We start from the raw sequence: 13,453 nt of genomic DNA, 5'->3' as shown, positions 1-13,453 counted from the left end.
TATGAAGATTGGAGTACTTGCCTTTCAAGGCGGGGTAATAGAGCATCTAAAGCATTTGAAGGCTTTAGGAGTTGAACCAATAGAAGTAAAAAAAGCTGCTGATTTAGAAGGACTTCAGGGAATAATTTTGCCAGGAGGAGAAAGCACTACTATTGGTAAGCTTCTTAGGGATACCCATTTATTTGAGCCACTGCATAAAAAAATAAATTCTGGACTGGCTGTATGGGGAACTTGTGCAGGCATGATATTGCTTGCTAAAAACATACAAAATGACACTAGAACTCATTTAGCTGTTATGGACATTGAAGTGAGGAGAAATGCTTTTGGCAGTCAGATAGACAGCTTTAGGGTTCAGGAATCAGTAGAAGGCATATCCTCTGATACCATTCCTCTAGTATTTATAAGGGCTCCTTATATTGTGAAGGTTGGTAGAGATGTTCAAATTCTTCATGAATTTAATGGCAATATAGTGGCGGCTAGAGAAAAAAATATGTTAGTTACTTCTTTTCATCCTGAACTTACAGATAATTTAGAGTTTCATAGGTATTTTATTTCTATGTGCAGTTAAACAAAATTATAAAATAGGCTATGCTGTAAAAAAGCTTAACGGGCATTTTATAGTGTAGCCTTTATATATTAGTAAGCTTTTAAATAAACTTGTAGGATATTTTAGTTTTACAGGGTATAATAATTGAAGTAAGCTATTTTATAAATTTTCATAGCTATGGTAAAAGTCAAAATAAGTGAGGAAATAATAATGTCAAATACAGAATTTAAAGACTTTAAGATAAACAAAAATATAATAGATGCAATAGACAAATTAGGGTATAAGCAGCCATCAGAGGTTCAAAGCAAGGTCATACCTCTTGTGCTTCAGGATAAAGATCTCATCGTAAAGTCTCAAACAGGCAGCGGAAAGACAGCGGCTTTTGGAATTCCCTTGTGTGAGAAAGTAGATATTGAAGATAATTTAGTGCAGGTATTAGTGCTTTCTCCAACTAGAGAATTATGTGTTCAAATAAAGGAAGATATATCTAACATAGGCAGAATAAAAAGAGTGAGATGTGCTGCTCTATTTGGAAAGCAGCCTTTCGAAGTGCAGAAAAGAGAACTCCGTCAAAGAGTTCACATAGTAGCTGGAACCCCTGGAAGAACCTTCGACCATATTGAGAGAGGAACCTTGAATCTTGAAGGTATAAAATATCTTGTGCTGGATGAAGCGGACGAAATGCTTAACATGGGTTTCATTGATCAAGTGGAAGCTATAATCAAAAAAATTCCTAAAGATAGAGTGACTCTTCTATTCTCTGCTACAGTTCCAGAAGAAATAGAAAAAATATGTGTTAAATATATGAAAAAGCCTGAAAAGGTTGAGATTAATCCAACTGAGATGACCACTCAAAAGATAGAGCATATATTATATAAAATAGAAGAAAAGCAGAAGGATATACTTTTAAATAAAATTTTAATAACAGAGAATCCAGACAGCTGCATAATATTTTGCAGAACTAAAGAAAATGTGGATATGCTTGTAGCAAAATTGAAGGAGAAGAAGTATCCATGTGAGGCTCTTCACGGTGGACTTCTTCAAAATGAAAGGTTGGAGGGTATAAGAAACTTCAAAAGAGGGGAATTTAGATATCTCATAGCAACAGATGTAGCAGCCAGGGGAATTGATGTAGAAAATGTAACTCATATAATAAATTATGATATACCACTGGAAAAAGAAAGCTATGTACATAGAATAGGAAGAACAGGAAGAGCTGGCAAAGAAGGAAAAGCTATAACGTTTATAACTCCTTACGAGGATAAGTTTTTGGCTTCCATAGAAGAATATGTAGGTTTCAAGCTAAAAAAGAAAGAGGAACCTTCTAATGAAGAGGTTAAACTTGCCAGAAAAGAGTTTAATGATAAAATCAAAACCCAGCCTCAGCTAAAAGCGGATAAGGGAAGTGTGCTTTCTAAAGATATCACTAAAATATATTTGGGTGCAGGAAAAAAGAAGAAGCTTAGAGCAGGAGATATAGTGGGAGCTATAACTAATATTGAGGGAGTAAGCCCAGAAGACATTGGAATAATAGATATACTAGATTATATATCCTATGTGGATATACTTAACGGAAAAGGGACTAAAGTGCTTAAGGCTTTACAAAATAAGCCTATAAAAGGAAAAGTAATAAAAGTAGAAAGGGCTGAAAGCAAGAAATAAACTGTATTTTGGTGAAGATTATATAATGCTTTCTATATAAACTCAAAATAATCATATATTATATTTGGAAAACAATGCTATAATATAGAAGAGTTAAGAATTAGATTATAATTTAAATGGAGAGATATATTATGGCTGTAAAAATATTAACAGATAGCACAAGTTACATTGATAAAAAATTAGTTAGCGAACTAGATATAAGAGTAATTTCCCTGAATGTAAAGTTTCAAGATGAAAGCTTTAGGGAAGTAGATATTGATAACAAGGAATTTTATAAAAAAATGGCTATAAAGGGTATACCTATGTCATCTCAACCTGCTATTGGAGAATTTTATGACCAAATGAAGCAGGTTGTGGAAAATGGGGATAGCTTATTGGGAGTTTTTATATCTTCTGATATGAGCGGAACATACTCCACAGCACACATCGCTAAGGATATGATATTAGAGAACTATAAGGATGCACAAATAGAAATAGTGGATTCAGGCACAAACAGCATGCAGCTTGGATATCATGCTATAGTAGGGGCCAGAGCTTCCAAGGAAGGGAAAAACCTAGAAGAGGTTAAAGCTTTGGTACAATCTATGAGCAAGAGAAGCAGATTTATGTTTATACCAGATAATCTAGAGTATTTAAAAAAGGGAGGAAGAATAGGAGGAGCTAGTGCACTTATTGGAAGTTTTCTTAATATAATTCCAATACTTACAGTGGAAAATGGAAAAACTGCAGTGCTTGGAAAGATAAGAACAAAGAAAAAAGCTATAGCTGCCATGCTTGAAAAAATGCTTCAAGATATTGAAGTTGGAGGATTTATGGAAGCTACTGTTCATCATATTAATTGCTATGATGAAGCTCTCGAATTGGCAAAATCCATAGAGGAAAAATTAAAGGTCAAAGTTTCTATAGGAGATATTGGACCTGTCATAGGAGTTCATGTGGGACCTGGAGCTATAGGAATAGCTTATTACACAAAAAGGGATATAAGGTAAAAACATACTTGTTGATGCGGCTTGTTCATATTTGCACAAACCGTGCAAATTCAGCACATTAAACGTTTAAATATGCATTTATAAACATATTGCAACTTAATAATAAGTATGCTATAATCAAAATTAAGGATGGAAGTTTTCATCTGAAGATTTGAACATGATTAACAACATTCCCTCTTTTTAGGAACGTAATGTAAATCAGTTTTTAAATCTTGAATCAAGTAAAAAGGAGGAATGTTGAAATGGCAGATAGAACTTTAGTTTGCAAGGATTGCGGAAAAGAATTTGTTTTCACTGAAGGCGAGCAGGCTTTCTACAAGGAAAAGGGATTTGAAAATGATCCAGTAAGATGTCCAGAATGTAGAAAAGCTAGAAAGCAACAGAACAACAGAGGTTTCAGAAGATAATTAACTTTTGACAATTCACCCTATGAACTTAGTTCATAGGGTTCTGTTTTTTTGTAGAATATTTTTTAGTAAGTACTAAAAATCAACACTGATTTAAAATAGAATTTTATATAAACATTCTTTTAAGGCATGTCCCTCATAGTGAAGTAACAAATTGTCAAAAACACTTGGAAAAATTTCAAAATATAAAAAATATTACCTCAAAAAGTAGAAAAATTTGATTATTTGAAAAAAATGAAAACAATATAGGTAAATAAATTGTTTTACATTTATAAAATGTTATCCTTATTATAAGATACAAATAGCGCCGGTGCTAAGAGTACAATATTAAAAACAGGAGGTAATATTATGAAAAAAAGGTTTCTAAGTGTAGCTTTAGCATTAAGCCTTGCTGGAATATTCTCAATTCCTGCAAGTGCTAATGCGAATAATGGACAACCTCTACTTGATGAGAAGGCAAAAGTGATAGAAAAGTTTAACAGTCTCAGCCAGGGAAAACTAAATATTAACCTTCATAATAACAAGGGACTTCAATTTTCTGTATCAGGAAAGCTATCAGATAAAATATCTGTAACTCCTGAAAGTGTGACAAATTATTTGGAGCAAAATAAATCATTGTTTGGTCTTAAAAATAGCGGAAATTTTACAGTTAAAAAGGTTGAAAAGGATGAACTAGGTCATACTAATTTTAGAGTAACTCAAACCATAAAAGGAATTCCTGTTTATGGACAAGATCTTATAGTTCATGTAGACAAAGACGGAATAGTAAAAAGCATAAGCGGTACAGTTATAAATGACATTACAGACATATCCTATATAAAAAGCGGAAAAATAACGGACAAGCAGGCTATAGATATAGCTAAATCTCAATTTAGTTTTTCAAAGCTAAAAAATAATCCTACAGTAGAGAAGACAGTGTTAATAAAAGATGGAAAAGCTTATGAGGCATACAAAGTTAATGTATATTATACTGAGCCAGAAATAGGAAATTGGGATGTGTTTGTAGAAGCAAGCTCTGGAGATGTTTTGGACAAGCTAAGCAAAATAAGATATGACGGAGCAGTTTCAGGAACAGGCGTTGCTGTAGATGGCAGTACTAAGACAATCAATTTATATCAGCAGGGCAGCTCTTACGAATTAATAGACAAGACTAAGGCTATGACAGGGGATATAGAAACCTATACTGCTAATAATAGCGACAACACCCCAGGAACCTTAGTTACAACAAACACTACTAAATTAACTACAGAAGCACAAAAAGCAGAAGTAAGCGCTCATTACAACGCTGGAGTAGTATATGATTTTTATAAGAATATATTCGGAAGAAACAGCATAGATGGAAATGGGATGAGTATATTATCTACCGCTCATTATGATAGTAGCTATAATAATGCTTACTGGGACGGTACCCAAATGGTTTATGGAGATGGCGACGGAAGTGAATTCACCTATTTGAGCGGAGACTTGGGAGTTGTTGGACATGAGCTTACTCATGGAGTAACTCAGTATACAGCAGATCTTACTTACAGTAATCAGTCAGGAGCTTTAAATGAATCTATGTCAGATGTTTTTGGTGTATTGGTAAAAACCTATGACAAGTATGATGTAAAAGATGGCGGAACTTGGACCTTCAGTTCTTCCGATTGGGTTATAGGTGAAGCTGTGTATACACCTAGTGTATCTGGAGATGCATTAAGAAGCCTTGCAAATCCAACATTGTATGATCAGCCAGATAATATGAGCAATTATGTAAGCACCTCTTCTGACAATGGGGGAGTTCATACAAATAGCGGCATAACCAATAAAGCTGCTTACCTGGTGGCTCAGGCAATAGGAAATACGGAAACTGCAAAGATATACTATAGGGCTCTTACAACATATCTTACAGCCAGCTCTGATTTCGTAGCAGCTAGAAATGCATTAGTAAATGCAGCTACTGATTTATATGGTGCATCAAGCACAGAGGTTTCAGCAATAAATTCTGCCTTTACTTCAGTTGGTGTTGGAGGCAGTACAGGAAGCGGAGATCTTTATGAACCCAATGACGCTACAGCTCAAGCTTATGCAATAACTTCTGGAACAACTTATAGTTCCTATATCTACACTTCATCTGATGTAGATTATTATAAATTAACCTCCACTAAAGGAAAAGCTATAAGCATAAGCTTAACAAATCTACCGAAGGATTATGATCTATATCTTTATAATAGCAGCGGAACTCAGGTAGCAAAATCCATAAACGGAGGAACCACCTCTGAGAGCATAAGTTATACTCCAAGCGCCTCTTCCACATATTATATAAAAGTAATAGGCTATAACGGATATTACAGTACATCGGTAAAATATAGTCTAAAAGCAACCTTCTAAAAATAGTAAAAAAGCTGTTGCCGGGCTAACTGATTAGCTAGTTTGGCAGCAGCTTTTGTTTTTGCTAATAACTTCAGCTGATTACTTGATATCACTATAACTAATTATCTAGATAGATAGTTCTTATTGTTCCATCATCGTTATAGGTAAGCTCTGTATACTTTACGCAGCGTTTGTTATCTTCTCCTTTAGATAAAGAACTGTCATGATAGAATAGATACCACTTATCTTTAAATTGGACTATGGAATGATGAGTAGTCCAACCTATTACAGGATTAAGTATTCTTCCCTTAAAAGTAAAAGGTCCCTTAGGATTCTTACTCATGGCATATACTATATAATGAGTAGTACCTGTAGAGTAGGAAAGATAATAATAACCATTGTATTTATGCATCCATGGTCCCTCAAAGTATCTTTTGTCCTCATCTCCGGCAAGTATAGGGTTACCATACTCATCCACAATTGATATTTCTTGCGGGGCTTCTTTAAGAGAAAGCATGTCGTCGCTTAATTCGGCTACTCTTGGCCCAATGGAAGGCGCTGCCTTATCTGGTCCTTCAGCATCTGGATTAAAGCTGCCTGTTCTCCATTTTTCTAATTGTCCTCCCCAAAGGCCGCCAAAGTAAATATAAGCTCTTTCATCATCATCCACTAATACGGCAGGATCGATGCTGAAGCTGCCTTTTATGTAATTTTTCTGAGGGATGAAAGGCCCCTCTGGTTTTGAACTTGTGGCTACACCTATCCTGAATATATCATCCTCATCTCTTGCAGGGAAAAATAAATAATAAGTATTATTTTTATAAGCTGCATCTGGAGCCCACATCTGGCTGCTTGCCCAAGGAACATCTTTAAGATGAAGAGCTTCTCCATTATCTATGCAGGGTGAATTGAAATCCTGAAGTGATAGAATGTGATAATCTGTCATGCCGTATTGGTCTCCATTGTCATTTGATTCTACGGTTTCGTCAAGATCATGGGAAGGATATATGTAAATTTTATCTTGGAATACATGGGCTGAAGGATCCGCGGTATAAATATGAGTTACTAAGGGCTCGTTAGGTTGTACAGTTCTTTGCATAATGATGCCTCCTACTAGCTAAATTTATTTGTTAGAAACCTTTGATAATTATAAGTTAACCTTTACAAAATTATTCTATCATGCCTATTAAACTGAAAATAGTTATAAGGTTTTATATCCATACCCTACAAATTTAACTTTTGAAAGATAATATAATTTGAATAAAAAAATAATAGAGGTGTTTAAATACATTGATTATAATGATAATATAGATTAATGCAGTAAGATTATTTTGAAAGGTTGTTATTTATGGGAAAGATATTAGTTTTAGCAGAAAAACCCTCCGTAGGAAGGGATATTGCTAGGGTTCTTAATTGTAGTAGAAATGGAAATGGTTATATAGAAGGAAATAAATATATAGTTACTTGGGCTCTTGGCCATCTGGTTACCTTAGCGGATCCAGAAGCTTACGATGATAAATATAAAAGCTGGAGGCTTGAAGATTTACCAATGCTTCCTAAGCAAATGAAGTTAATAACTATAAAGCAGACAGGAAAACAATTCAATACGGTTAAAGAACAGATGAATAGAAAAGATGTTGAGGAAATAGTTATCGCAACTGATGCAGGCCGCGAAGGAGAACTTGTGGCAAGATGGATAATAGATAGAGCGCATATAAAAAAGCCTCTAAAGAGACTCTGGATTTCTTCTGTTACGGATAAAGCTATAAGAGAAGGCTTTAGCAAGCTTAAGGATGGAAGAGAATATGAAAATTTATATGCTTCTGCGGTGGCTAGAGCAGAGGCGGATTGGCTGGTGTTAAGTACCTATTTTTAAGGAAAACTACATAATAATAACGATAAATGCCTATAATTCAGTGGATTATAGGTTTTATTTATTTGAATAGATTTAATAAAACATGATATCATAAAGAGAGAGTAAAAGGATATTGAGAAAGTGGTGATAAGTGTGATTATAGAAATAGAGGAGTACAAAAGAAGAAGTAGCAACTTAAGATTTACTCATAGGTCTGTGTTGATTGGAGAAGCGGGTAATAAAGACTACAGGGTTATATTAATGCTAAAGAATATCGGCACGGGTATAGTGGTGGCACATCCATTAACAGAGTTTTTTAGCTCGTTTAATAATTTAGAACACAGCTCTATAGTTAAAAAGGCAAATACTGTTGTTCCATTCTTAAATTATATCTTTTTTGATAATTATAAAATCTATAAACTTAAGAATATATCTGAATTGGAATTCGAGCATGGGGTGGATTTTTTAAATTATTTAGGAAAAGAGGAAATCAAAGGGAAGAAGCTTGACAAATTAACGATATTAGCTGCTGAATCGATACTTAAACAATTTTACTATTTCTTAGCAGAAAAAAATATACTCAATTATATTAGTTTAGAACAATTTACAATTAGTAAATACGAAAATGATAGTACAGGGAAAAAGGAATACATAAAATCTCCATTTAAAAATGTTAGATATCCAAGAAGAAAGAGAACAAATTCGCTTAAAAGTATTCCTAAGGAGCTAATACTAGCCTTTATTGATCTCGCTATTTTAGAAGTTCCAGATATAGCATTAGGCATATATTTTCAGATATTCGGCGGATTAAGAATTTCAGAAGTTATAAATATTTCAAGCTATGGAATTGAATTAATTGGTACAAATGGAACAGGTGGCATGATAATTAATTTGAAAAGAAGATTCTTTAGAGAAGATATACTTAATAATAGTGGCAAAGGCGGAGTAAAAAAAGAGAGATATCAACCAATAATTCCTATATTGGATTTATTGCCACATTTATATTCAATACATATGAAGAAAATTAATAAAAATAAAAATGAAGAGGCACTTTTCCTAAATAGGGATGGCAAGCCAATGACTGAAAAAAGTTATAGAAATAGATTTGATAGACTTAAAAAGAAATTTATCAATTGTCTAGAAAGTAATAATAATCCTCAATTAAAAATTTACTCTCTTACAATAAGAACCAAAAAGTGGTCATCTCATATAGGAAGGGGAACATTCTCTAAGTTAGTAGCAGACTATACTAAGAATCCAACTGAATTAGCAATTCTCAGAGGGGATAGTTCTTATGAGGCCGTGTTTACATATTTACAAGGTAGCTTCGGAGTTAAAGAATCTTTAAACAAGGTAATGAGTGAATTTTATGACAACTTAATTAATTTAGATTTCAAGAGTCAGAAAAATGAATTTTAATAATTTAGAAGCCTATTATAAAGTTGATACGGTTGCAACTTTATTTAAGGTTAGCATACAAACAGTAATAGATAAAATTAGAAATAGAGCTGATTATGCAGGTAAATGGATTACTTTTGATGGAAGTTACTATATAGACAAGTTCTATATAGACAAAATTATAAACGATAGAATTATTTCTATGAATATTAAAGATACATCGTTAGCTATACATCGTTCTATAGATGCAACGCGAGACATACTTAATTCAGGACGATTAGATTTTTTTATAGATAAATGGAATGGAACATATAGAGTGTACAAAGTTGATATTGATAAGTTTGTTGACTATAAGGAAAGTTGTTTTACAGCTGAAGAACTTGGACATTATTTTAGAATAGGAGCTAATAATATAAGGAAGAAGATACTATATAATTATTGTAACATAAACGATTTTTTGGTACGACCGCATCCGAACAAGATATATATTAGAAAGGTGTTCCTAGAATATTTAAAAGAAGTAGAGAATAGTTCGTTTTTTTTGGAGAAAGTAGCTTATGAACTGAAAATTAAACAAAAGGATTTACTAAGTCTATGTTTAAATTATTACGAAAGTAAAATCTTTAAGGACTTCGTGACTGGAAAGTACAGAATTATGAAAGAGTGTGTTGCAGAATTAAAGGAGAGAGCTAATAAAAATGAAACAATAGATAAAAATGTATATGTGAAACTTAACATGTTATTGAGAGAGTGGGCAATGAATAAAGAAGAATTTATCAATTTTGCTTTAGAAGAATGCAATATTGATATTTATAGTAGTATGAAAGACATAAAAACTAATAAGCTCATTCCCATAGATGTAACAAATCAGATAACATATAAATTAGATGATTATTATTCTAAGAAAAGCAAATTAGAATTTATGAATGATAAACATGAAATGGTGAAACAAAATGATAAATTTGATACAAATCTATTTATTTCTCCTGAAGAATTGGCAAGTGAATTTGGAATTTCTACTATAGTTATCATGAGAAGAATTAGAAAAAATTATTGCCAAGCTAAAGAATATATAAAAATAAATGAAAGAAAGTTTTTTATAAATAAAAGTTTTTTGTATTACTTGAAAGAAATAGTAGCAAATTCTATTTTATTTGATAAAGCAGCGAAGCAATTGAACATTTCTTGGCAAAGTTTAGAACAAAGATGTATGCAATTAAGCAGTGAATCTATTTTTAAGGATTTCCTGACTGGTAGGTTCAGAATTAAAAATGAATATTTTGCAATCATAAAAGGAGAAAATTTAAAAGAAAGAAAGCCTAAAATAATTAATAAGAATAAAAAAAATATTGTAAAAGATAAAAATTTAAATACTGAAATCCGGGAACAGGAAAAAAGATATATATCTTTGAAAAAAATATCTAATCAATTTGGCATTTCTACTGATATTATTAGGGAAAGAATTAAACGAAATTATTGTGGTGTTCAGGAATATATAAACTCTAACAAAAACAAGAGACTAATAAGAAAAGAATTCTTTATTGATTTAAAAGAAATAGAAGCTAATTCTATTCTAATACATGAAGCAGCAAAACAATTAAAAATTTCTCAATGTAAATTAGAAGAAAAATGTATGCAATTAAGTAGGAAATCTATCTTTAAAGATTTTATGACAGGAAGATTTAGGATTAGAAATGAGTATTTTGAAGTTATAAAAGAAACAATCCTAGTAGATAAGAAATTAGCAAAAAAGATTCTAGCAGATAAGAAATTAACAAAAAAGATTTCTAGTCAAGAACGTTACTTGAAAGAAAATGGCTATGATATTAATGAACTAGCAGTTATATTCGGAATTTCAGCAACTGTTGTTAGAGAAAGGATTCGAGAAAATTGCGGTAGTGTAAGAAAATTTGTCATTAGTGGGAAAAGAGAAAAAATATATGTAAACAAAAACTTTGTAGACTATACAGAAGAAATTAATAATAATTCAATATTAGTAAAAGATCTTTCAGAACGATTAAATATTAATGAAATAAATTTGATTGGCATACTTTCCAGAGAAAAAAATGATATATTGGTTGCAGATTTTGCTACAAAGAAGCTTTTAATAAAAAATGAATATTTGCAGGAAGTAAATACTCTCATAAATACAGAAAATGAAAAACATGGTCAATATTTAGGTATTGAAATCGCGGCAAATATTCTTGGGACTTCAGTGACTATTATAAAAAAAATTATTAATGAGGGATTAAATTGTATTCATTATGAAATAGATGGTAAGTTATATGTAAGTAAAGAATTTATATATGAAAAGCTTAATTTAATTAATAATACGGTAAGTTCTGAGGAAGCAGCGTCTATAATAGGGGTGCCTAGACATATAGTATTAGAGGCCTGCAGATATGAATGTATTAAATTAATTAAAAATCCAATATGTTGTTTTAAATATAGAATTGAAAAGGACAAGATAGATGCTATTAGTAAATCTATAAGAATAGGACTTTATAGAAAGAGAGTTTTATTAGATAAACTATGCAAACTTGCTAAAAACGAATTTGATCTATTTGATAAAATTAAAAATGGTATTTTATTAAAGCAGGAATTAAAAGAAACTATAGATTTGTATTGCGCATTTGCATATGAAAGAATAGGGGATAGTGAAGCTAGGGAAAAGTCCAAATATATTATTGCGAAAAAATGTGGCAATTTACTTGAGTTTTTAAATAGAATGTTGTATAAAAATATTTACGTTTATTCTAATGAAGAGATAGATGAGCTTTTGGATAAAGTTGAGAATTCAGCACATATTAAGGTATTTAACGCGTTTTTAGCATATTGTAAGGGAAATATAGAATGTAAATTTAATAGTGACTATAGTTGTAGTGAAATTTCTTTAAAAGCAGATAGCTTGAATACTGAAGATATATATAGTCTTGAGGAATGGCGCAAATATACATTATATTTAACGGATATAGACGTTCATATAATAAAAGCATTTAATAGTCCAAAATATGCATGTACATGGTTATTATGTATATTACATCTGATTTTACCATGGAGATTAAATGATATAGTAAGCAAATTGCCTAATATTGAGATTGAACAAATTGGTATAGAGAATTTTAGATGGTTTGAGAATGGAAATGAATTTACATTATCTATGGGACAAAAAATATTAAATCAATTAGAGTTTAAAATATCAGGTATAAATACTAATAAGAATGATGAAGAATTACGAGTATTTACTAGTATCAATTTAATTGTTCCTATATCTGTAGCATATGTAATTGCTGAAATTCACAGGAGAGAAAATAAAGATTTACAAGTATTATCTAAACTGATGGATGAAAGATATAAGAATGAAGTTGGTACATGGGTTAGAAAAGCTATAAAAAATTTTTGCTTGGAAGTTGGACTAGATAATTTTTTAAACAGAAGAGCGAATAGCAGTCTTTTAACATATACTTATGAGTGCGCAAATACTATGGAGGGAATGAAGGGAATTTCATATATATTAGAAGGAGCAGCTAGATCACATAAGAATGATAAGAAAATATTACTACCTACATCTACACAAATATATCTGAAACCGATTTTACATAATGAAGATGCTAAAAGTATAGCTTATAATCTTGTACAACGAGGATTTTTTGGCTGGATGCCATATATGTTATTACGAATAGCTTATGATGATAGTTATGAGGATATGAAGGTGTTTGATATGACTGATGCCATTGTAAGGCTAAAAAGTAATTATAGTTTAATTGGACTTGAGAGTATAGCGGAGCATATAAGTAGTGAATTATATATGAAAACTCAAACTAAGATATTTCACGAGTTAATTTCTTTAGATAAAGCGGAATTAAAAGAACGAGTGAAATCACTGCTGACGTATGAAAGTGCATCAAAGTCAAAGTATGGAGGATGCATAAAAGGAAAAATATGCAAACATGCTAAGAGAAGCTCATGTACTTGTTGCGATTACTTTGCGAAAAATATTTACTTCTTAACATCACTTAATCAGGAAATTAAAGCTACAATGGAAGTAATAGCTAACACAAACGAGAATAAGTATTATGAATTGATAAAAAATACAACTGTTTTAGTTAAACTATTTTCAGTTGTAACAGAAGCAAAACTATTTTATCAAGAATATGATAGCAAGATAGCGGATACATTCATAGATACAGAATTTATAAATAAAAAATTAGGGGAAATTAAAGGCAAACTTAGAGTTGTAAAGTAG

8 protein-coding genes and 1 pseudogene are annotated in these 13,453 nt (G+C 31.5%); 8 read left to right on the top strand and 1 reads right to left on the bottom strand.

All coding sequences use genetic code 11. The features are described 5' to 3' along the window. Position 1 precedes the first annotated feature (1 nt). The 5 genes from pdxT to IAI10_RS19855 all read left to right on the top strand — a co-directional run bounded on the left by pdxT (position 2) and on the right by IAI10_RS19855 (position 5,972). The gene (gene pdxT / locus IAI10_RS19875; RefSeq protein ID WP_315675052.1) at positions 2 to 568 is read left to right on the top strand and encodes a pyridoxal 5'-phosphate synthase glutaminase subunit PdxT; all 567 of its coding nucleotides are present in this window, start codon (positions 2 to 4) and stop codon (positions 566 to 568) included. A 189-nt stretch (positions 569 to 757) separates the two neighbouring features. Beyond that, positions 758 to 2,209 carry a DEAD/DEAH box helicase gene (locus IAI10_RS19870; protein WP_315675051.1) on the top strand — a complete coding sequence of 484 codons (1,452 nt, stop codon included), beginning with the start codon at positions 758 to 760 and terminating at the stop codon, positions 2,207 to 2,209. A 131-nt stretch (positions 2,210 to 2,340) separates the two neighbouring features. After that, positions 2,341 to 3,198 (top strand): DegV family protein, encoded by an 858-nt coding sequence (locus tag IAI10_RS19865; protein ID WP_315675050.1) that lies wholly within the window; start codon positions 2,341 to 2,343, stop codon positions 3,196 to 3,198. Positions 3,199 to 3,440: 242 nt separating this feature from the next. Next, positions 3,441 to 3,605 carry a zinc-ribbon domain-containing protein gene (locus IAI10_RS19860; RefSeq protein ID WP_315675049.1) on the top strand — a complete coding sequence of 55 codons (165 nt, stop codon included), beginning with the start codon at positions 3,441 to 3,443 and terminating at the stop codon, positions 3,603 to 3,605. A gap of 348 nt (positions 3,606 to 3,953) precedes the next feature. Next, the gene (locus IAI10_RS19855; protein WP_315675048.1) at positions 3,954 to 5,972 is read left to right on the top strand and encodes a M4 family metallopeptidase; all 2,019 of its coding nucleotides are present in this window, start codon (positions 3,954 to 3,956) and stop codon (positions 5,970 to 5,972) included. A 100-nt stretch (positions 5,973 to 6,072) separates the two neighbouring features. Here IAI10_RS19855 and IAI10_RS19850 read toward each other — a convergent pair whose 3' ends face one another. Then, a complete protein-coding gene (locus IAI10_RS19850) occupies positions 6,073 to 7,053 on the bottom strand; it encodes a glycoside hydrolase family 43 protein (protein WP_315675047.1) in 981 nt (326 codons plus the stop codon). Between the two features lie 249 nt (positions 7,054 to 7,302). Between IAI10_RS19850 and IAI10_RS19845 the strand changes: the two are divergent. The 3 genes and pseudogenes from IAI10_RS19845 to IAI10_RS19835 all read left to right on the top strand — a co-directional run. Then, a pseudogene (locus IAI10_RS19845) lies at positions 7,303 to 7,812 on the top strand (toprim domain-containing protein); the annotation flags it as partial. A 150-nt stretch (positions 7,813 to 7,962) separates the two neighbouring features. Then, entirely contained in the window at positions 7,963 to 9,228 is a 1,266-nt protein-coding gene (locus tag IAI10_RS19840) for a hypothetical protein (RefSeq protein ID WP_315675046.1), read from the top strand. Beyond that, positions 9,218 to 13,453, top strand: coding sequence for a hypothetical protein (locus tag IAI10_RS19835; protein ID WP_315675045.1), 4,236 nt, complete (start codon positions 9,218 to 9,220; stop codon positions 13,451 to 13,453). Before IAI10_RS19840 ends, IAI10_RS19835 begins: the two co-directional genes overlap by 11 nt.

The organism is Clostridium sp. 19966 (assembly GCF_032335695.1).
Taxonomy (GTDB): Bacteria; Bacillota; Clostridia; order Clostridiales; family Clostridiaceae; genus JACTOJ01.
The sequence above is the reverse complement of the archived record's forward strand: the minus strand, read 5'-3'. Positions and strand labels throughout refer to the sequence as shown.